This is a genomic window from Pleomorphomonas koreensis DSM 23070, assembly GCF_000425185.1.
Lineage (GTDB): Bacteria > Pseudomonadota > Alphaproteobacteria > Rhizobiales > Pleomorphomonadaceae > Pleomorphomonas > Pleomorphomonas koreensis.
On sequence record NZ_AULH01000015.1, the window covers coordinates 86,348 to 105,964 of the forward strand.

Below are 19,617 nucleotides of genomic sequence, written 5' to 3' on the forward strand. Positions count from 1 at the left end.
CATCTCAATTCGTCGCGCGCCTCATTCGAGGTTCTTGACGATGTTCTCCACCATCTTCTTGGCGTCGGCGAACAGCATCATGGTGTTGTCGCGGAAGAACAGTTCGTTCTCGACGCCGGCGTAGCCCGAGCCCATGCCGCGTTTCACGAACAGCACGGTGCCCGCCTTCTCGACGTCGAGGATCGGCATGCCGTAGATCGGCGAGGTCTTGTCGGTCTTGGCGGCGGGGTTGGTGACGTCGTTGGCGCCGATGACGAAGGCGACGTCGGCCTGCGCGAACTCCGAGTTGATGTCCTCAAGCTCGAACACCTCGTCATAGGGCACCGACGCCTCGGCGAGCAGCACGTTCATGTGGCCGGGCATGCGGCCGGCCACCGGGTGGATGGCGTATTTCACCTCGACGCCCTCGGCCTTCAGCTTGTCGGCCATCTCCCTGAGCGCGTGCTGGGCCTGGGCCACCGCCATGCCGTAGCCGGGCACGATGATCACCTTGGAGGCGTTCTTCATGATGAAGGCGGCGTCCTCGGCCGAACCCTGCTTGATTGGCCGCTGCTCCACCGCGCCGGCCGGCCCGGCCGTCTCGCCGCCGAAGCCGCCGAGGATCACCGAGATGAACGAGCGGTTCATGCCCTTGCACATGATGTAGCTGAGGATGGCGCCCGACGAGCCGACCAGCGCGCCGGTGACGATCAGCGCCGTATTGCCCAGCGTGAAGCCGATGCCGGCCGCCGCCCAGCCCGAGTAGCTGTTCAGCATCGACACGACCACCGGCATGTCGGCGCCGCCGATCGGGATGATGATCAGGCCGCCGAAGGCCAGCGACACCAGCACGATCGCCCAGAACACCAGATGGCTCTCGGTGTTGACCAGCACGACGATCAGCACGACGAGGAGCACGGCCAGCGCCCCGTTGATCACGTGGCGGAACGGCAGCATGATCGGCTTGCCGCTCATCCGGCCGTCGAGCTTGAGGAAGGCGATCACCGAGCCGGTGAAGGTGACGGCGCCGATGGCGACGCCAAGGCTCATCTCGACCAGAGCCTGGCCGTGGATCGAGCCGGGCAGGCCGATGCCGAACGCCTCCGGCGCATAGAGCGCGGCGGCGGCCACCAGCACGGCGGCGAGGCCGACGAGCGAGTGGAAGGCGGCGACCAACTGCGGCATGGCCGTCATGGCGATCTTGCGGGCGATGTAGGCGCCGGCGCCGCCGCCGATGATCAGACCGACGACGATCAGCGCATAGGCGCCGAACGACGGCTTGATCGAGGCGAGCGTCGTCAGGATGGCGATCGCCATGCCCAGCATGCCGAGAAGATTGCCGCGCCGGGCCGTCACCGGGCTGGAGAGGCCGCGCAGCGCCAGGATGAACAGGGCGCCCGAGACCAGATAGAGGACGGCGGAAAGATTGGCTGTCATGACCGTCCCCTCAGTGCTTCTTCTTGTACATGGCGAGCATGCGGCTGGTGACCAGGAAGCCGCCGAAGATGTTCACCGAGGCGAGCACCACGGCGACGAAGCCGAAGCCGCGCGACACGCCGGTGCCGGGCGCCATGAACTCGACGCCGACCGCCAGAAGCGCGCCGACGATGATCACCGAGGAGATGGCGTTGGTCACCGCCATCAAGGGCGTGTGCAGCGCCGGCGTCACCGACCACACCACGTAGTAGCCGACGAAGATCGCCAGCACGAAGATGGAGAGGCGGAAGACGAACGGGTCGATGACGCCGCCCGACAGGGCGTGGGCGGCGGCGCCGGCCGCGTCGGCGGCGGCGCCGGCCTGGCCGGACGCCACGGCATCGGCGGCGGCATTGGCGGCGGCTTCGGCGGCGCGTGCCGCCTCGGCGGCGGCGCGGGCGGCCTGTCGCGCCTGTTCGAGGGCCTGATCGGCCGTGAGAATCGAGGACATCGGATGGTCTCCGCGTCAGTTCAGGAAAGCGGGATGGATGACGGCGCCGTCGCGCGTCAGCGCGGTCGCCTTGACGAGTTCGTCGTCCCAGTTGACGGCGAGAACCTTCTCCTTCTTGTCGATCAGCGTCTCGACGAAGGCGAAGAGGTTCTTGGCGTAGAGCTGGGAGGCGGTGGCGGCGATGCGGCCAGCGACGTTGCGGTGGCCGACGATGCGGATGCCCTCCGGCGTCGTCGTCACCTCGCCGGGCTTCGAACCCTCGACGTTGCCGCCGCGCTCGACAGCGAGGTCGACCAGCACCGAGCCGGGCTTCATCGACTTCACCATGTCGGCGGAGACCAGGCGCGGCGCCGGCCGGCCGGGGATCAGCGCCGTGGTGATGACGATATCCTGCTTCTTGATGTGCTCGGCCACCAGCGCCGCCTGCTTGGCCTGGTATTCGGCCGACATCGGCTTGGCATAGCCGGCCGCCGTCTCGGCCTGCTTGAACTCCTCGTCCTCGACGGCGACGAACTTGGCGCCGAGGCTTTCCACCTGCTCCTTGGCGGCCGGGCGGACGTCGGTCGCCGTCACCACGGCGCCGAGCCGGCGGGCGGTGGCGATCGCCTGCAGGCCGGCGACGCCGGCGCCCATCACGAAGACGCGGGCCGCCGGCACGGTGCCGGCCGCCGTCATCATCATCGGAAAGGCGCGGCCGTATTCGTAGGCGGCGTCGATCACCGCCTGATAGCCGGCAAGGTTGGCCTGGCTCGACAGAACGTCCATCACCTGGGCGCGGGTGATGCGCGGCATGAACTCCATGGCGAAGGCGGTGACGCCGGTGTCGGCCATCGCCTTGATGGCGGCATCGTCGCCATAGGGGTCCATCATGGCGATGGCCAGCGCCCCCGTCTTGAGATGGGCGAGCACGTCCTGCGACGGCCGCCGCACCGTCAGCACGACGTCGGCCTCGCGCACCGCGTCGGCGGCCGTTTCGGTCACGACGGCGCCGACCATCGAATAGTCGAAATCGAGAATGAGCGACCTCAGCCCCGCCCCGGTCTCCACCAGCACCGTGGCACCGAGGCCGATGAATCGCTTGGCCGTTTCGGGGGTGATGGCGACGCGCCCTTCCTCCGGATCGGGTTCCTTCAACACCGCAATCTTCATTGATCTTCTCCAGGGTGTCTCGCTCTACCGGCACCGAAGGGAACCGCCTTGCGGGGCTTCCCTTCCCCCACGCTCTCCTTCCCAGGAACATGGGCCGGGGCCGGCCGGACCTCCGCAAATCCTCCTAGAGCCTTTTCCTTGCGTAATGCAACGTAACATTCGGAACATTCGGAGGCACCCCAAGAGCGGGAGGCGGCACTCAGGGCGACGACAGACCGTAATCGATTGAATGAAAAGGGAAAACCCGCCGGTCGCCCGGCGGGTTCATCGGTTTCCGCGCGAATACTTATATACGCCGCGCCGCCACTTCCGGGGCGGATTTACCCTTGCCGGGCGATTTCCGCGTCGAGCGTTTCGAGTTCGCCGATCATCCGCTCGATCACCGAGAGGCCCATCTGCCAGAAGCCGGGGTCGCCGGCGTCGAGGCCGAACGGGGCGAGCAGTTCCTTGTGGTGCTTGGTGCCGCCGGCCTCCAGCATGGCGAAATACTTCGCCTGGAAGCCGGCCTCGGCCTGCTGGAACACCGCGTAGAGCGAGTTCACCAGGCAGTCGCCGAAGGCATAGGCGTAGACGTAGAACGGCGAGTGGATGAAATGCGGGATATAGGCCCAGAAGGTCTCGTAGCCCGGCCCGAAGGTGATGGCCGGCCCGAGGCTTTCGCCCTGCACGGAGAGCCAGGCCTCGTTGATCCGCTCGGCGGTCAGCTCGCCCTCGCGGCGGGCGGCGTGCACCTTTCGCTCGAAGGAATAGAAGGCGATCTGCCGCACCACGGTGTTGAGCATGTCCTCGATCTTGGAGGCCAAGAGCGTCCGCTTCTCGGCCGGCGTCGCCGCCTTGTCGAGCAGCGCCCGGAAGGTCAGCATCTCGCCGAACACCGAGGCGGTCTCGGCCAGCGTCAGCGGCGTCGGCGCCATCAGCGCCCCCTGCCGGCCGGCCAGCACCTGATGCACGCCGTGGCCGAGTTCGTGGGCGAGCGTCATCACGTCGCGGGTGCGGCCGAGGTAGTTGACGAGCACGTAAGGATGCGCCGACGGCACGGTGGGATGGGCGAAGGCGCCCGGCGACTTGCCCGGCCTGACCGGCGCGTCGATCCAACGCTCGTCGAAGAAGCGGCCGGCGATGGCCGCCATGTCGGGCGAGAAGCGGCCATAGGCGTCGAGCACCGTCGCCTTGGCCTCCGGCCACGACACGTAGCGGGTGACGGCGCCCGGCAGCGGCGCGTTACGGTCCCAGTAGGGCATGCTGTCGCCGCCCATCCACTTGGCCTTCAGCTTGTAGTAGCGGTGGCTGAGCCGCGGATAGGCCGCCCGCACCGCCTCGACCAGCGCGTCGACCACCTCCCGCTCGACGCGGTTGGCGAGATGGCGCGAATCGGCGATGTCCTTGAAGCCGCGCCAGCGGTCGGAGATTTCCTTGTCCTTGGCCAGCGTGTTGGTGATGCGGGCGAAGATGCCGATGTTCTTGCCGAACACCTCGCCGAGCGCTTCCGCCGCCGCCTTCCGCTTGCCGGGGTCGGCTTCCTGGAGGAGGTGCAGCGTCGGCTCGATGGTCAGCTCCTCGCCGCCGACGGGGAAGCGCAAGGAGGCGATCGTCTCGTCGAACAGGCGATTCCAGGCCGAATAGGCGGTGATCGACTTCTCGTGGAACAGCTCCTCCACCCGGTCCTCAAGCTGGTAGGGCTTGTCGAGGCGGATGTCGGTCAGCCACGGCCGGTAGTGGGCGAGCGCCGGGTCGGCGAAACCGGCCTCGATCAGGCCGTCGTCGATGCGGTTGATCTCCAGCTCGAAGAACAACAGGCCCGAGGAGATGGCGGTAATCTTCTCCTGCACGTCGCCGTAGAACTTCATGCGCTGGGGATCGGTGGTGTCGCCGGAATAAAGGAGGCCCGCATAGGACATCACCCGGCCCATCAGGTCCTGAAGCGTCTCGTAGTCGGCGATCAGCGCCGCGAAGGCGGCGGCACCGCCCGAGGTCGCCAGGAGACCGGCCAGCTTGCCCTTGGCCCGGCCGGCGAGGTCGCGGGCGGCGTCGGCCGCCAGCCCGAGGTCGCGCTCGATGGCCGGGTCCTCGGGCGAGGCGTAGAGCGCCGTGAGATCCCATTCCGGCAGCGCCTCGGCGGCGGCGCCGACGTCGGTGGGATGGAACAGCGGACGGGGGAGACGGGAACGGATCATCGAACGACAACTCCAGGTTTGGCGCAACGCGCCCATGCGCAAGACTACGTGCTATGCCCCTCGTCAATCAACCGTCAGGACGGCGAAAAACCGGTGGGCGGCGGCCGGCGCATAACCTCCCCTTAACCCTTCGCCGGGCACAGTGCCCCGAATTGGCACAGCCGCGGAAGGACGGACTAACGCATGGCCGGTCGCATTCTGATCGTCGACGACGATCCGATCCAGCGCCGTCTCCTGGAGGAGGCGGTCAGGCGCTTCGGACACGAGCCGGTCACCGCCGACGGCGGCGAGGCCGGGCTCGCCATGCTCGCCGCGGCGCGGGGCGACTTCCAGTTGATGATCCTCGACCTCGTCATGCCCGACCTCGACGGCATGGCGGTGCTCGAACGCCTCGCCAAGGCCGGCGAGACGCTGCCGGTGATCGTCCAGACCTCGCGCGGTTCGATCGACACGGTGGTCGGCGCCATGCGGGCCGGCGCCTTCGACTTCATCGTCAAGCCGGTCAACCACGAGCGGCTGGCCGTCTCCATCCAGAACGCCTTGAAGGTCACCGCCCTCGAAGGCGAGATCCGTCGCGCCCGCCGGCCGGTCGCCGCCGGCCTGACCTTCCGCGACATCATCACCCGCAGCCCGGAAATGGCCCGCGTGCTGCGCCTCGGCGAGCGCGCCGCCACCTCCGGCATCCCGATCCTGATCGAGGGCGAGAGCGGCGTCGGCAAGGAGCTGGTGGCCCGCGCCATCCAGGGCGCCTCCGACCGGAAGACCAAGCCCTTCGTCACCGTCAACTGCGGCGCCATCCCCGAGAACCTCGTCCAGAGCACGCTGTTCGGCCACGAGAAGGGCGCCTTCACCGGCGCCGTCGACCGCCACACCGGCAAGTTCCAGGAGGCGCACACCGGCACGCTGTTCCTCGACGAGGTCGGCGAGCTGCCGCTCGAAGTGCAGGTGCAGCTGCTGCGCGCCATCCAGGAGGGCGAGATCGAGCCGGTCGGCGCCCGCCGCAGCCAGAAGGTCGATTTCCGGCTGATCTCGGCCACCAACCGCCGCCTCCTCGACATGGTGAAAGAAGGCCGCTTCCGCGAGGACCTCTACTACCGGCTCAACGTCTACCCGATCTTCGTGCCGCCGCTCCGCGACCGCCGCGAGGACATCCCGCTCTTGGTCGAGCACTTCGTCTCCCGCTTCGCCGCCGAGGAAGGCAAGCGGCGCATCGCCGGCATCCGGCCCGACGCCGTCGCCATGCTCTCGGCCTTCAACTGGCCGGGCAACATCCGCCAGCTCGAAAACGCCGTGTTCCGCGCCGTCATCCTCTGCGACGGCGGCGAACTGACTGTCGACGAGTTCCCGCAGATCGCCGCCCAGACCGGCCATGTCTCGGCCATCCGCCGCGTCGAGGGCGCCGACGCGCCGCCGCCGGCCGAGCCGATCGTCGTGGAAACGGCGAGCCCGCCGGCCGCCGCGCCGGTTTCCGACGCCGGGCTGATCGGCGTCGCCGTGCCGGTGTCCGACCATCGCGACCCCGCGCCCTTCGGCTTCATGCGCTCGCTGGCCGACGACGGCCACGTCCGGCCGCTCACCGAGATCGAGGAGGAGATGATCCGCCTCGCCATCGACCACTACGGCGGCCGCATGGCCGAGGTGGCGCGCCGGCTCGGCATCGGCCGCTCGACGCTCTACCGCAAGCTCAAGGAATACGGGCTTGCAACCGGCGACGACGACGCGGGTGTGGCCGCCGAGTAACAAAAAGCACGTAATCGACTTTTGACGCTGTTGCGGCCTTGCCGACGCAGCGCCGAAACGCCAAACAAACTTAAGACGTCCCAACCGGCCTCGCGCCGCGCGGGAATCGGCCGTGGTGAACGTGATGACCTCCTCGCTGTCCAGACTGCTCCTGTCCACCGCCGTGATCGGTGTCGGCCTTGCCCTGCCGGCCGCCGCCGAAACGGGTTTCGACCCGCTCAAGGCCAAGGCCCCGACAGAGACGGCGGCGCCGGCGGCGGTCGAGACCAGGCCGCTGCCCGAAGCGGCGACGGCGCCCGCCCCCGCCGTCGAGGCGCCGGCTCCGGTGGTCGAGACACCGGCCGCCGTTGCCACACCCGCCCCCGTCATCGAGACACCCGCTCCGGTCGTTGAGACACCCGCCGCCACCGTCGTAACGACGCCGGCCGCCCCGGTCGCCGAGGCGATCGTCGCCGAGATCGGCAAGGTGATCGCCTCGGCGACCGGCGATGCCCGCCGCCGCGCCGATGCCGTTGCCAAGGTCTACGCCGCCCGCGGCAACCAGCCGCTCTGGGTGGTCGGCGACCACTATTCCGACAAGGCCAGGGCGGTGCTCGCCCGTCTGTCAGACGTGATCGAGGACGGCCTCAATCCGATCGACTATGCCCTGCCCGCGGCCGATCTCGCCGCCCCCACCGCCGAGCTGGTCGCCAACGCCGACCTGCGCGTCTCCATGGCGGTGGCGACCTTCGCCGAGCAGGCATCCGGCGGCCGCGTCGCGCCGTTGTCCATCTCCAAGGACATCACCCGCAAGCCCGAGCGCATTCCGGCCGACAAGGCGCTCGCCACGGTGGCCGACGCCACCGACGTCGCCGCGGCGCTCGACGGCTTCAACCCGCCGACCGACGGCTTCCGTCGCCTGAAGGCCATGCTGGCCGAGGTCCGCGCCTCCAAGGAGAAGGACGCGCCGGCGCCCGAGCCGGTGGAGTTGTCGAAATCGCTGAAGCCCGGCATGAGCGATATCGGCGTGCCGGCCCTGCGCACGCGGCTCGGCGTTGCCGCGCCGGAGGCGGAGGCCGATCCCGAGGTCTACGATACGGCGCTGGTCACCGCCGTCGAGGCTTTCCAGAAGGACAACGGCCTCTCCGCCGACGGCGTCGTCGGCAGCCGCACGCTGGCCATGCTGAACGGCGCCCATCGCGACGTCGAGGGCGACATCATCGCCAACATGGAAATGTGGCGCTGGATGCCGCGCAACCTCAGCCAGGACTACGTCTTCGTCAACATTCCCGAGTTCAAGGTGCGGGTCATCCGCCACGGCCAACAGGTGCACGAGGCGCGTGTGGTGGTCGGCAAGACCACCAACCAGACGCCGGTGTTCAGTGGCGAGATGCAGTATCTCGTCGTCAATCCCTATTGGCACGTGCCGGAATCGATCAAGATCAAGGAGATGCTGCCGGCCATCCAGGCCGATCCGGCCGGCTACTTCGCCCGCCACGGCTACGAGGTGACCTGGGACGGCCAGTTGATCGACCCCACCCGCGTCATCTGGGACGAAAACGCGGTGAAGGCGGTCGGCATCCGCCAGGTGCCCGGCGAGGCCAACGCCCTCGGCAACATCAAGTTCATGTTCCCGAACCAGCACGCCGTCTACCTGCACGACACGCCGCTCAGGAGCCTGTTCAACCGCGACGTCCGCGCCTTCAGCCACGGCTGCGTGCGCGTCGACGACCCCATGGCCTTCGCCAACGCGGTGCTGGAGGGCGACCCGGAGTGGACGGTGCCCAAGCTGCAGGCGATGTTCGGCGGCAACGAGCGGCGGGTGGATATCGCCACCCATCTCAAGGTGCACCTCGCCTATTTCACCGCCTTCGTCGACGACGCCGGCAAGCTGCAGATCCGCGACGACATCTACGGCCACGTCCAGGCGATCAAGAAGGCGCTCGGCATGTCGCAGGTCTGAGGCGGCCATCCCACCATCGCCCTGGCGATGATGCCCGGCTCCCCTGGAGAGCCGGGCGTTTTGGCATGTCTGCCATGCAAGAAACTACCCACTTGGCCTTTCGGCCGGTCGCGGCTATTGTACGCCCCGTGAAAAGGGGACGCTTCCGATCACAGGAACCGAAGCCGGCGGCCGCCGATCCGCGACCATGGCCGTACGGTAAACCGTTGCTTAATTCTCTCCGCCAATAATCCGAACCGGCTGGAGACGATAGCAATCGGACGAAGACGCGTGAACACCCGGACAACGATCACCACGGCAGGCAGAGGAATCGCTTCGATGAAGGCAGCCAGGGCTTTCGGCGCAAAGGTGGGCGTCTCCCCGTCCCATCGCGCCCTCGCCGTCGGCCGTGCCGCGCTCGGCACGTTCGTCGGCGCCGCGGCGGCGCTGGCGATCCTCGCCTCGGCGGCGGCCGCCGCCGACAACCGCACCCTCGACCTCTACAACGTCCACACCAAGGAACGGCTGACCATCACCTTCAAGAAGGACGGCCGGTTCATTCCCGCCGCCCTTGGTGAACTCAACCGCTTCCTGCGCGACTGGCGCCGCAACGAGGCGACGCGCATGGACCCGCGCCTGTTCGACACGGTGTGGGAGCTTTATCAGAAGTCCGGCTCGCGCCAGCCGATCCACGTGGTCTGTGGCTACCGGTCGCTGGCCACCAACAACGCGTTGCGGTCCCGTTCGTCGGCCGTCGCCAAGCACAGCCAGCACACGCTCGGCCGGGCGATGGACATGAACATTCCCGACGTATCCGTCGACAAGCTGCGGCTGATCGCCGTGCAGATGCAGAACGGTGGCGTCGGCTGGTATCCGTCGGCCAACAGCCCCTTCGTGCACATCGACGTCGGCTCGGTGCGCGCCTGGCCGCGCCTCAGCCGCACCCAGCTGGTCGGCCTGTTCCCGGACGGCAAGACCGCCCACATCCCGACCGACGGCAAGCCGCTGCCCGGCTACCAGCAGGCGCTCGCCGAACTGCAGCGCGACAAGGGCGCCGCGCCGGTCGCCATGGCCTCGGCCGCGCCGACCACCGGCAAGTCCGGCAAGGGCGGCGGCCTCCTGGCCATGCTGTTCTCCAACGACGAGGAAGACAGCGCCGAGGAGATCGGTGCGGCCGGCAGCGGCGAGGATGCTCCGGCCGTGGCCGTCAAGCCGGCTCCGGCCGCTCCGAAGGTCGCTCCTCCGGTCGCCGTGGCCGCCGCCCCGCCGGCTGCCGTGGCGCCGCCGCCGGCGCCGGTGCTGACCGCCGCCTTCGCGCCGCGTCCGGCCGCCGCGCCCGAACGGCCGGTGACCAGCCTTGCCGAGGCAACGCTGCCGGCCGGCCTCGAGCCGGTCGTCGTGCCGAAGCTCACCGGCGCCGACCGCCTGGCCATGGACAACGTGCCGCTGCCGCAGGCCAAGCCCTCGGAGATCGCCGGCGGCACCGTCGAACTGGCCATGCTGTCAGACCCGGTGATGCTGCCGCCCGACAAGCCGCCGGCTCCGGTCGAGGCGCCGCTGCCGCCGGTCGCCGCCCGTCAGGATGCCATCGCTGCCCAGCTGGCTTTGGCCGAGGTGGCCCAGGAGGAGGCGCCCACTCCGGCCGCCCTGTCCTTTGCCGCGCCGGCCGACATGCCGCTGCCGCCGGCCGCCGCGCGATCCGCCCAGCAGATGGCCGCCCTCGTTCCGGCCGTCCGCAAGGCCGCGCCGCCGACGCCGACCTCCGAGCTGTCCCGGCCGCTGATCGACGGCGGCAAGAGCGACATGTTCGGCAATCTCGAACTGCCGGAGATCGCCTCCGAGGACGGCCCGCTGCTGCTCGACGGCGGCCAGTCCGTCTACTGGGGCCGCTTCCGGACGCTGATCCATCCCGACCAGTTGCACCTCGCGGCGCTGTTCGAGGCGCCGGTCCGGGTGGAGGGCAGCGCCTTCTCCGCCCAGCCCTACGGCGCCCTGGTATCGACGCGCTTCGCCGGCCCGGTGACGGCGCCGACCGAGATCATCGACTTCACGCCGCGCCAGCTCGCCATGCGCTGAGGATCGGCGTGACGAAACGAGAAACGCCGGCCCAAGGGGCCGGCGTTGTCGTCTCAAGGCCGGCGGCGCGGCGCGCTTTCACTCGACGATCGCCGCCTCGCCATTGAAGACGCGCAACACCGTGAGACGGCCGGTGGCGAAGGCGCCGGTGTCGATGCCGATGCGCCCTGCCGCGAACACCGGCTCCTTGCCGGGCGTGTGGCCGTGCACCACGGTGACGCCGAGCCCGTTCGGCTGGCTGACGAAAGGTTCGCGGATCCACATCAGGTCGTCCTCGGCCTGCTCGTCGAGCGGCACGCCGGGGCGGACGCCGGCATGCACGAACAGCACGTCGCCGAAGCGCACCGCCGCCGGCAGGCGGCGCAGCAACTTGACATGCGCCTCGGGCACGACGTCGCGCAGCGCCTCTCCGAGGCCGGCGAGGCCGTTGCCGCGGCGGGCAAGGCGCAGCATGTCGACGCCATAGGATTCGAGCGTCTCCTCGCCGCCGAACTCCAGCCAGCCGGGATTGGCCTGGGGATCGTCGAGGAAGGCGAGGAAGGTCTCGTCGTGGTTGCCGCAAAGCGACAGGCGCTCGAAACCGGCTGGCGGAGCGCCGGTCAGGTGGTCGAGCACGTCCGCCGACTGCGGCCCGCGGTCGACGAGGTCGCCGAGGCAGAGAATGATCCGGCGCGTCGCCGGCAGGCGGGCGGCATCGGCGACGATCCGCCGCTCGGCCGCCTTCAGCTCGGCAAGGCAGCCGTGCACGTCACCGATGGCATAGACGACGGTATCCTCGGGATCGATGACGAGGCGGTCGCGACCGACCGGCGGCGGAGCCGGTTCCGATTTCCTGCCAAGACCGAAAAACGATCGAACCGCTGTGATCAACGCCAGGCTTCCTCTCGCAGGCCGACGAACGGCCCGCTCCGTATGATGGCTACCACCGAATTGCCTTGTCCTTACGTATTTATCCGGTCTAGGTTCCACAAGGTCCAGCGGTTTCTACCTGGCGAAGGTGAATTTGCGCGAGACGGTTAAGGTGGTTCGCGCTAGAGAGGTGGCCGGCTGCCGCCGCGCCTGACAATGGCCTGGGATGGAGTGTTGGGGATGTTGTCGCTGAAGCTGTCCGCGCCCGTCATCGGCCTGTTCTCGGCCGGCCTGCTCGCGCTCGGGCTCTACGGCATGAGCATCGAGTCCAGGCCCTTCCTCAGCACCACCGGCACCGCCGCCGACCGGCTGGCGGCGGCGACGGACGACTCGGATGTCCCGTTCCTCACCAGCAAGCGGGCGCTCAGCGTCTACGACCTCGACTGCCGCACACTTGCCTTTGGTCAGATTGCCGACACCATTCCCGCCGAGGACCGTCCGCGTCTCGACCAGGCCTGCTTCGAGCGCGCCCGCTCGCTGCTGGCGGTGGCGCCGGGCAACGCCCGCCTATGGCTGACCTTTGCCCAGTTCGCCGCCCGGCAGGCTGGTGCGCGCGATCTCGTCTTCCACGCCATCGCGCGCAGCCGGGCGCTCGGCCCCTGGCAATACGCCTTCGCCATCGACCGGATCAGGCTGATCGACACCCTGCCCGACGCGCCGCCGGACATCCAGGCGATCATCGATGCCGACATCGAGACGCTGGGCGCCAGTTGGCGCGGCCGCGAGGCCCTGGCCGAGCGTTACGTCGCCATGCCCGAGCAGCGGGAGCGGATCACGGCAGCCATCGAGAAGCTGCCGCAGATCCAGCAGCGGCAATTCCTGAGCCGCGTCCGGCGCGCTTTTCAGTAGCGGCCAGGCGTCAGCGCACCACCCGCCGAACGTCGGCCAGCACCCGCGGCAGCAGCGGATCGACCTCGTTGCGGGTCATGCCCGGCCGGATGCGCCGGTCGTAGAGCATCGACACCACCGCCCGGTCGAAGGGCATGAAGCGATCGTGCCGCGAGCTGTCGTTGAACACCGAGGCATAGAGCGCCGCGTTGTCGTTCATCGGGCCGAGGCCCTGCAGGATTTCCTCGACCATGCAGCGGCGGAACAGGCTGTCGCCCTCGTCGGAGACGATCACCGCCGTTGAGCGGACGATGCCGAGCGAGCCCGGATAGACGCGCACCAGGCACTGGCCGGGCGCCGCGCCATGCGTCGAGCCGATCACGTCGGAGCGAACGGTGGCGACATAATCGGCGCGGTCGACGACGTAGACGGTGAAATTGGCATTGTCGCGCGGCCCGGCCATGCGGATGTCGAGCCCCTGCACCAGGCGCGGCAGACGGGCGACGAAGCCGGCGATCTCCCGCTGCCGGTCCTTGTCGGCGAGGTTGACCACCTTGATGCGCACCGGGCCGGTGAATTTCTTGACGCCACGCCCCGCCAGCTCGCCGCCGTATTCGACGCCGAATACCGTCTTCTGGAAGCCGTCCATCAGTTCGTTGTCAGAGAAGCCGGCGATGCTCTCGGCCCGGACCGGAGCGAGAAGAAAACCGCCAAACGCCACCAACGCAGCCGCTAACAGCAGCAGCCGCGACATCGTCCACAAAGCCGTCATGACCACCTCGCCGTGAGGAATAGAAATGCCTGGCCCCCGCGTGAAAGAATTAACCGGTCGTTACCGCCGGTCAATGCGGACGATCACGCGGACGTGAGTTAATTGTGATCATTGACGACCAACAAATGATCACATTCCCCATGCTTCGGCGGTGGTCGTCGCCGGCCGTTTCCCGTCATGCTTGGCAATGGCGCCCCTTTCGTGCAAAACGAAAGGCGAACGGATGGCGCCGGGCGCGCCGAGTCGGAGATGATCGGACCACCATGAGCGAACCAAGCCGCCTCGTCTCGGGCGACAAGCGCGACGAGGACGTCGAGCAGTCGATTCGCCCCGGTGCGCTCGCCGAATTCGTCGGCCAGGCGTCGGCCCGCGCCAATCTCTCGGTGTTCATCGAAGCGGCCAAGACGCGCCGCGAGGCGCTCGACCACGTGCTGTTCGTCGGCCCGCCCGGCCTCGGCAAGACGACGCTGGCCCAGATCGTCAGCCGCGAGCTGGGCGTCAATTTCCGCGCCACCTCCGGTCCGGTGATCGCCAAGGCCGGCGATCTCGCCGCCCTGCTGACCAACCTCGAGGAGCGCGACGTCCTGTTCATCGACGAGATCCATCGCATGAGCCCGGCGGTGGAGGAGATCCTCTATCCGGCCATGGAGGATTACCAACTCGATCTGATCATCGGCGAGGGCCCGGCCGCCCGCTCGGTCAAGATCGACCTCGCCAGGTTCACCCTGGTCGGCGCCACCACCCGGCTCGGCCTGTTGACCACGCCGCTGCGCGACCGCTTCGGCATTCCGATCCGCCTCGAATTCTACACCGTCGACGAGCTGGAGCTGATCGTCCGGCGCGGCGCCCGCATCTTCGGCATCGGCATCACCGACGACGGCGCCAACGAAATCGCCAAGCGCTCGCGCGGCACGCCGCGCATCGCCGGCCGCCTGCTGCGCCGGGTGCGCGACTTCGCCATCGTCGACGGCGCCGAGGCGATCACCGCCGCCATCGCCGACCGGGCGCTCTCGCGGCTCGACGTCGACCCGATCGGCCTCGACGCCCTCGACCTGCGCTACCTCAACACCATCGCCCTGAGCTTCGGCGGCGGCCCGGTCGGCATCGAAACCATCGCCGCCGCCATCGCCGAGCCACGCGACGCCATCGAGGACATCGTCGAGCCCTATCTGATCCAGAAGGGCTTCGTGCAGCGCACCCCGCGCGGCCGTCTGTTGACGCCGCACGCCTTCCGCCACCTCGGTCTCGCCGTGCCCAGGGCCGCCGAGGAGGCGCAGTTCACGCTGTTCTCCAGCGGCGAGGAGGAGTGAGATGAGCCGCGCCCTCGTCATCATCGACGTCCAGGCCAACCTGTTCGACGAGCCGCGCGCCGACCGGATCGGTGAGGTGGCCACAATCCTCGAACGCAAGGCCGCCGAGGCGCGGGCCGCCGGCGCGCCGGTGATCTTCGTCCAGCACGAGGAGGCGGGCTGCGAATGGGAGCGCGGCACGCCCGGCTGGGAATTCCACCCCTCGCTCAGCCCGAAGCCCGGCGACACCGTCGTCGCCAAATCCTTCTGCGACGGCTTCCGGGATACCGACCTCGCCGCCGTGCTCCAGCGGCTCGGCGTCGATGGCATCGTGGTCGGCGGCTACGCGTCCGACTTCTGCGTTGACACCACCATCCGCGCCGCCGCCTCGCGCGGCATTCCCGCCACGGTCATCGCCGACGGCCATACCACCTCGAGCCGGCCGCATCTCCCGGCCGCCGACGTGGTGCGCCACCACACCTGGGTGTGGTCGCGATTCGACGCGCTGGTGTCGGTCGCTCATGCCGAGGATATCGTGTTTTGACCATCCACCACCTCGCCGTCCGCGTCTACTTCGAGGATACCGACGCCGGCGGCATCCTCTACCACGGCAGCCACATGCGTTTCTTCGAGCGCGGCCGCACCGAGTTCCTGCGCGACCTCGGCATCAGCCAGAGCGCCAGCGCCGACCGCACCTCGCCGGAGGCGCTGCTGTTCGTGGTGCGCAAGTTCACGATCGAATACTTCAGGCCCGGCCTGCTCGACGATCTCCTGACGGTGGAGACCGAGATCGCCGCCATCACCGGCCCCCGCTTCAACGTCGCCCAGCGCCTGAGGCGCGGCGAGGAACTGCTCGCTTCGGCCGACGTCGAGGTGGTGGCGATCGGCGGCAACGGCCGGCCGCGCCGCCTGCCGGCCGACATGGCCACGCGCATCGCGGCGGCGTCCTGAAAGCGGCCGCTCCGTTAAACTCTTCCTTAACCATACCATAGGATGACAGGACAGGGACGCCGGTGCCTGTGGCGCCAAAACGCGTCCCGGCGGCAGAGGGGCGAAATCCCTCGGTTTTCCTGACCGTCAAGTCCCGTTTTCGCCAAATTTGGGCGGCATGTGGAGCCCTGGGGATACCCGGAACGCCGCCACAGCCCGCCCCGGCCGAAGCGGGCTCGCGCCAGGAAAAACGTCGCCCCATCCTGAGGACAACGGAATACGCCCATGAATGCGGTCGAACTGACCCAGAACGCGCTTGCAGCTCCGGCCGTCGAGGTGTCCGTCTGGGCGCTGTTCTGGCAGGCGAGCTTCGTCGTCAAGGCGGTGATGCTCGGCCTGCTCGCGGCGTCCATATGGTGCTGGGCGATCATCGTCGACAAGATCATCGCCTACAATCGTGCTCGCCGGTCGATGGACCGCTTCGAGAAGGTGTTCTGGTCCGGCCAGTCGCTGGAGGAGCTGTACCGTTCGCTGACCGCCCGCTCCAACGAGGGGCTCGCCGCCATCTTCGTCGCCGCCATGCGCGAATGGAAGCGCAGCCACGAGGCCGGCCGCGTCTCCTTCCAGGGCATCACCGACCGCATCGGCAAGGTGATCGACGTCACCATCTCCCGCGAGATGGAGCGCCTTGAGGCCCGCCTGATCTTCCTCGCCACCGTCGGCTCGGCCGGCCCGTTCATCGGCCTGTTCGGCACCGTCTGGGGCATCATGAGTTCGTTCCAGGCGATCGCCACCTCCAAGAACACCTCGCTCGTCGTGGTGGCGCCGGCCATCTCGGAAGCGCTGCTCGCCACCGCCATGGGTCTCGCCGCCGCCATTCCGGCGGTGCTCGCCTACAACAAACTCTCCGCCGATGCCGCCAAGCTCGGCTCGCGCATGGATGGCTTCGCCGACGAGTTCGCCGCCATCCTGTCGCGCCAGATCGACGACAGGAGCTGAGCCATGGGCATGGGTGTCGCAGGAGGAGCCTCGCAGGGCAGCCGGCGCCGCCGGCGGCGCCACGCCAGCGGCGTGATGAGCGAGATCAACGTGACGCCGATGGTCGACGTCATGCTGGTGCTGCTCATTATCTTCATGGTGGCGGCGCCGCTGATGACCGTCGGCGTGCCGATCGACCTGCCGCAGACCGCCGCCAAGCCGATGGAAGGCCAGACCGACCCGATCAACATCTCGGTCGACGCCACCGGCAAGGTGTTCATCCAGGACAGCGAAATCACCCTCGAAGAACTGGTGCCCAAGCTGATGGCCGTCGCCAAGAACGGCGTCGAGGACCGCATCTACGTGCGCGGCGACAAGTCCGCCGACTACGGCACGGTGATGCGCGTCATGGCCCGCATCTCGGCCGCCGGCTTCAAGAAGATCGGTCTCATCACGCAAGAGGAACAGGGGACGGCCGCGGCGCCGTCCGGCTGATACATGCGCATAGGTCTCACGACATCCGTCATCGGTCACGTCCTGCTGTTCGCCTGGGGATTCGCGTCCTTTTCCGGCGCGAAGCCGTTCGACACCCAGCCGATCGACGCGTTGCCGGTCGATCTCGTGCCGATCGCCGATGTCTCGAAGATCGCCGAGGGCACCAAGACCGCGCCAAAATCCGATAACGCTTCGCAGGCCAAGGTGAAGACACCGGCGCCGCGCCCCGAATCGCAGCGGGCCGGCGCCGCCAAGGTCGACCAGGCGGCGCCAATCACCGAGAAGGCCACCGACGCCGCCGCCGCCAAGTCGGCCGAACCGCCGCCGCCGCCGCCCAAGGCTGCGCCGCCGCCGAAGCCGGTGGAGACGCCGCCGCCGGTGGAAAAGCCGGCCGAGACCAAGGTCGCCACGGCCGAGGAAGCGCCCAAGGCCGACACCGGCGAGATCGCCGAGAAGATCAAGGAAGCCGACAAGCCGAAGCCGGTGCCGCCCAAGCTGCCGCCGGTGAAGCCGAAGCCGCCGGCGCCGACGCCGGCCGAGACCGCCGACGACGCGCCGGACAAGCCCGACGCCAAACCGGCCAAGGAAAAGCCCAGGCAGACGCAGAAGGACTCCAAGAGCGAGACCTTCGACCCCAACGAAATGGCCGCCCTGCTCAACAAGGTCGATCCGTCGGGCGGCGGCGGCAAGGCATCCGACAAGGACGCCTCGCTCGGCTCGGAAAACCGCACTGGCCCGGTGGCCGAGATGAGCCAGAGCGAGCTTGACGCGCTGACCGCGGCAGTGACCGCCTGCTTCAATCCGCCGGTCGGCGCCGACGGCGTCGACCAGATGGTGGTGCCGCTGCGCGTCACCTTCACCGTTGACGGCGACCTCGCCGGGCCGCCGGAGATCCGGTCGGTCCCGGCCGGCCCGGCCGGTCAGGCGGTGGCCGAGGCGGCCGTACGCGCCGTCCAGCGCTGCGCGCCCTACCCCTTCCTGCCCAAGGACAAATTCGACAGCTGGCAGGTCGTGAACATGAATTTCACCCCGCCGTCGTCCTACTGACCGCGGCGAACGACGAGTCGAACCGGACTGCCGCATCGCCCGATCGGGGCAGGTCCGGACCATCCGTTTGGGAGCACCTCAGGATGCGAAAACTGTTCCGCAATCTCCTCGCCGCCCTGGCGACCGTCGCCGCCCTCGCCGCGGCGGCGCCGTCGAGCGCCGAGATCACCATCAACATCAACGGCGGCAACATCCAGCCGCTGCCGATCGCCATCCCCAACTTCGTGGGCGGCGCCGACACCGCCGCCGTCGGCCAGCAGATGGCCGGGGTGATCGCCGCCGACCTGCAGCGCTCCGGCCTGTTCCAGGTGCTGAACCAGGCGTCCTACGTCGACCGCATCACCGACCCCAACGCGGTGCCGAACTTCCAGAACTGGCGGGCGATCAACGCCCAGGCCCTCGTCTCGGGCGGCATCGTCCGCGCCGCCGACGGCCGGCTGCAGGCCGACTTCCGCCTGTGGGACGTCTTTGGCGGCACCCAGCTCACCGGCCAGCAGTATTTCACCACGCCGGAGAACTGGCGCCGCATCGCCCACATCATCGCCGACGCCATCTATGAGCGGCTGACCGGCGAGAAGGGCTATTTCGACACCCGCATCGTCTTCGTCGACGAGAGTGGCCCCAAGGGCAACCGCGTCAAGCGCCTCGCCCTGATGGACCAGGACGGCGCCAACGTCCGCTTCCTCACCAACGGCCGCGACCTGGTGCTGACGCCGCGCTTCTCGCCGACCTCCCAGCAGGTCACCTACATGTCGTTCGGCGCCGCCGAGCCGCGCGTCTACCTCCTCAACATCGAGAGCGGCCAGCGCTCGCTGGTCGGCAACTTCCCCAACATGACCTTCTCGCCGCGCTTCTCGCCCGACGGCAACTCGGTGGTGATGAGCCTCGAACAGGACGGCAACGCCAACATCTACGCCATGCCGATCGGCGGCGCGCCGGTGCGGCTGACCAACACGGCGGCGATCGACACCTCGCCCTCCTATTCGCCCGACGGCTCGCGCATCGTCTTCGAGAGCGACCGCGGCGGCAACCAGCAGCTCTACGTGATGAGCGCCGGCGGCGGTGGCGCCACCCGCATCTCCTTCGGCAACGGCCGCTATTCGACGCCGGTCTGGAGCCCGCGCGGCGACCTGATCGCCTTCACCCGCCAGTCGGGCAGCGGCTTCGCCATCGGCGTGATGAAGCCGGACGGCTCGGGCGAGCGCATCCTCACCGAGGGCTTCCACAACGAAGGCCCGACCTGGGCGCCCAACGGCCGCGTCATCATGTTCTTCCGCGACGCCGGCGGCCCCAACGGCGGCCCGCAGCTGTGGTCGGTCGACCTCACCGGCCGCAACGAGCAGCGCATCCCCACGCCGAACTTTGCCTCCGACCCGGCCTGGTCGCCGCTTCTGAAGTGACGA

At 68.8% G+C, this 19,617-nt stretch carries 17 protein-coding genes; 11 read left to right on the forward strand and 6 right to left on the reverse strand.

The genetic code is table 11. From position 1 onward, the window contains the following. Positions 1 to 21: 21 nt before the first annotated feature. The 4 genes from H512_RS0113740 to H512_RS24015 form a co-directional block, all read right to left on the reverse strand. A complete protein-coding gene (locus tag H512_RS0113740; RefSeq protein ID WP_026783949.1) occupies positions 22 to 1,416 on the reverse strand; it encodes an NAD(P)(+) transhydrogenase (Re/Si-specific) subunit beta in 1,395 nt (464 codons plus the stop codon). A gap of 10 nt (positions 1,417 to 1,426) precedes the next feature. Continuing rightward, the gene (locus H512_RS0113745; protein WP_026783950.1) at positions 1,427 to 1,906 is read right to left on the reverse strand and encodes a proton-translocating transhydrogenase family protein; all 480 of its coding nucleotides are present in this window, start codon (positions 1,904 to 1,906) and stop codon (positions 1,427 to 1,429) included. Between the two features lie 15 nt (positions 1,907 to 1,921). Next, complete coding sequence (locus H512_RS0113750; protein ID WP_026783951.1) at positions 1,922 to 3,055, reverse strand: Re/Si-specific NAD(P)(+) transhydrogenase subunit alpha; 1,134 nt, start codon at positions 3,053 to 3,055, stop codon at positions 1,922 to 1,924. 320 nt (positions 3,056 to 3,375) lie between these two features. Next, the gene (locus H512_RS24015; protein WP_084798486.1) at positions 3,376 to 5,229 is read right to left on the reverse strand and encodes a M3 family oligoendopeptidase; all 1,854 of its coding nucleotides are present in this window, start codon (positions 5,227 to 5,229) and stop codon (positions 3,376 to 3,378) included. Between the two features lie 183 nt (positions 5,230 to 5,412). On the opposite strand from H512_RS24015, the gene H512_RS0113760 reads away from it, so the two are divergent. The 3 genes from H512_RS0113760 to mepK all read left to right on the forward strand — a co-directional run bounded on the left by H512_RS0113760 (position 5,413) and on the right by mepK (position 10,966). Further along, positions 5,413 to 6,969 (forward strand): sigma-54-dependent transcriptional regulator, encoded by a 1,557-nt coding sequence (locus H512_RS0113760; RefSeq protein ID WP_026783952.1) that lies wholly within the window; start codon positions 5,413 to 5,415, stop codon positions 6,967 to 6,969. 112 nt (positions 6,970 to 7,081) lie between these two features. Next, complete coding sequence (locus tag H512_RS24020; protein WP_053239866.1) at positions 7,082 to 8,911, forward strand: L,D-transpeptidase scaffold domain-containing protein; 1,830 nt, start codon at positions 7,082 to 7,084, stop codon at positions 8,909 to 8,911. A 318-nt stretch (positions 8,912 to 9,229) separates the two neighbouring features. Further along, the gene (gene mepK, locus H512_RS24025) at positions 9,230 to 10,966 is read left to right on the forward strand and encodes a peptidoglycan L,D-endopeptidase MepK (RefSeq protein WP_053239867.1); all 1,737 of its coding nucleotides are present in this window, start codon (positions 9,230 to 9,232) and stop codon (positions 10,964 to 10,966) included. A gap of 78 nt (positions 10,967 to 11,044) precedes the next feature. On the opposite strand, the gene H512_RS0113775 is transcribed toward mepK, so the two are convergent. Beyond that, on the reverse strand, positions 11,045 to 11,836 hold the full coding sequence (locus H512_RS0113775; protein ID WP_026783953.1) for a metallophosphoesterase family protein: 792 nt from the start codon (positions 11,834 to 11,836) through the stop codon (positions 11,045 to 11,047). Between the two features lie 219 nt (positions 11,837 to 12,055). Between H512_RS0113775 and H512_RS0113780 the strand changes: the two genes are divergently transcribed. Then, complete coding sequence (locus H512_RS0113780; RefSeq protein WP_026783954.1) at positions 12,056 to 12,724, forward strand: hypothetical protein; 669 nt, start codon at positions 12,056 to 12,058, stop codon at positions 12,722 to 12,724. 10 nt (positions 12,725 to 12,734) lie between these two features. Here the strand turns inward: H512_RS0113780 and H512_RS0113785 are convergent, their stop codons facing one another. Then, a complete protein-coding gene (locus tag H512_RS0113785) occupies positions 12,735 to 13,475 on the reverse strand; it encodes a DUF2927 domain-containing protein (RefSeq protein WP_210162696.1) in 741 nt (246 codons plus the stop codon). 263 nt (positions 13,476 to 13,738) lie between these two features. Here H512_RS0113785 and ruvB point away from each other — a divergent pair, with 263 nt between their 5' ends. From ruvB to tolB, 7 genes are all read left to right on the forward strand, one after another. Then, positions 13,739 to 14,785 carry a Holliday junction branch migration DNA helicase RuvB gene (gene ruvB, locus H512_RS0113790; protein ID WP_026783956.1) on the forward strand — a complete coding sequence of 349 codons (1,047 nt, stop codon included), beginning with the start codon at positions 13,739 to 13,741 and terminating at the stop codon, positions 14,783 to 14,785. Between the two features lies 1 nt (position 14,786). Next, positions 14,787 to 15,308 (forward strand): isochorismatase family protein, encoded by a 522-nt coding sequence (locus H512_RS24030; protein ID WP_053239868.1) that lies wholly within the window; start codon positions 14,787 to 14,789, stop codon positions 15,306 to 15,308. Next, complete coding sequence (locus H512_RS0113800; protein ID WP_026783957.1) at positions 15,305 to 15,715, forward strand: YbgC/FadM family acyl-CoA thioesterase; 411 nt, start codon at positions 15,305 to 15,307, stop codon at positions 15,713 to 15,715. The genes H512_RS24030 and H512_RS0113800 overlap by 4 nt, the downstream gene beginning before the upstream one ends. 279 nt (positions 15,716 to 15,994) lie before the next feature. Then, on the forward strand, positions 15,995 to 16,693 hold the full coding sequence (gene tolQ, locus H512_RS0113805) for a protein TolQ (RefSeq protein WP_210162698.1): 699 nt from the start codon (positions 15,995 to 15,997) through the stop codon (positions 16,691 to 16,693). Between the two features lie 3 nt (positions 16,694 to 16,696). Then, positions 16,697 to 17,167: a protein TolR gene (tolR, locus tag H512_RS0113810; protein ID WP_026783959.1), complete on the forward strand. Its 471-nt coding sequence runs from the start codon at positions 16,697 to 16,699 to the stop codon at positions 17,165 to 17,167. A gap of 3 nt (positions 17,168 to 17,170) precedes the next feature. Continuing rightward, the gene (locus H512_RS0113815; protein WP_026783960.1) at positions 17,171 to 18,214 is read left to right on the forward strand and encodes a hypothetical protein; all 1,044 of its coding nucleotides are present in this window, start codon (positions 17,171 to 17,173) and stop codon (positions 18,212 to 18,214) included. A gap of 83 nt (positions 18,215 to 18,297) precedes the next feature. Then, positions 18,298 to 19,614, forward strand: coding sequence for a Tol-Pal system beta propeller repeat protein TolB (gene tolB, locus H512_RS0113820; RefSeq protein ID WP_026783961.1), 1,317 nt, complete (start codon positions 18,298 to 18,300; stop codon positions 19,612 to 19,614). Positions 19,615 to 19,617 lie beyond the last annotated feature (3 nt).

What these genes read in the sequence shown, in the direction of transcription:
- H512_RS0113740 (WP_026783949.1), bottom strand. Translation starts at nt 1,416, where the DNA reads ATGACAGCCAATCTTTCCGCCGTCCTCTATCTGGTCTCGGGCGCCCTG.
- H512_RS0113745 (WP_026783950.1), bottom strand. Translation starts at nt 1,906, where the DNA reads ATGTCCTCGATTCTCACGGCCGATCAGGCCCTCGAACAGGCGCGACAG.
- H512_RS0113750 (WP_026783951.1), bottom strand. Translation starts at nt 3,055, where the DNA reads ATGAAGATTGCGGTGTTGAAGGAACCCGATCCGGAGGAAGGGCGCGTC.
- H512_RS24015 (WP_084798486.1), bottom strand. Translation starts at nt 5,229, where the DNA reads ATGATCCGTTCCCGTCTCCCCCGTCCGCTGTTCCATCCCACCGACGTC.
- H512_RS0113760 (WP_026783952.1), top strand. Translation starts at nt 5,413, where the DNA reads ATGGCCGGTCGCATTCTGATCGTCGACGACGATCCGATCCAGCGCCGT.
- mepK (WP_053239867.1), top strand. Translation starts at nt 9,230, where the DNA reads ATGAAGGCAGCCAGGGCTTTCGGCGCAAAGGTGGGCGTCTCCCCGTCC.
- H512_RS0113780 (WP_026783954.1), top strand. Translation starts at nt 12,056, where the DNA reads ATGTTGTCGCTGAAGCTGTCCGCGCCCGTCATCGGCCTGTTCTCGGCC.
- H512_RS0113785 (WP_210162696.1), bottom strand. Translation starts at nt 13,475, where the DNA reads ATGACGGCTTTGTGGACGATGTCGCGGCTGCTGCTGTTAGCGGCTGCG.
- ruvB (WP_026783956.1), top strand. Translation starts at nt 13,739, where the DNA reads ATGAGCGAACCAAGCCGCCTCGTCTCGGGCGACAAGCGCGACGAGGAC.
- H512_RS24030 (WP_053239868.1), top strand. Translation starts at nt 14,787, where the DNA reads ATGAGCCGCGCCCTCGTCATCATCGACGTCCAGGCCAACCTGTTCGAC.
- tolR (WP_026783959.1), top strand. Translation starts at nt 16,697, where the DNA reads ATGGGCATGGGTGTCGCAGGAGGAGCCTCGCAGGGCAGCCGGCGCCGC.
- H512_RS0113815 (WP_026783960.1), top strand. Translation starts at nt 17,171, where the DNA reads ATGCGCATAGGTCTCACGACATCCGTCATCGGTCACGTCCTGCTGTTC.
- tolB (WP_026783961.1), top strand. Translation starts at nt 18,298, where the DNA reads ATGCGAAAACTGTTCCGCAATCTCCTCGCCGCCCTGGCGACCGTCGCC.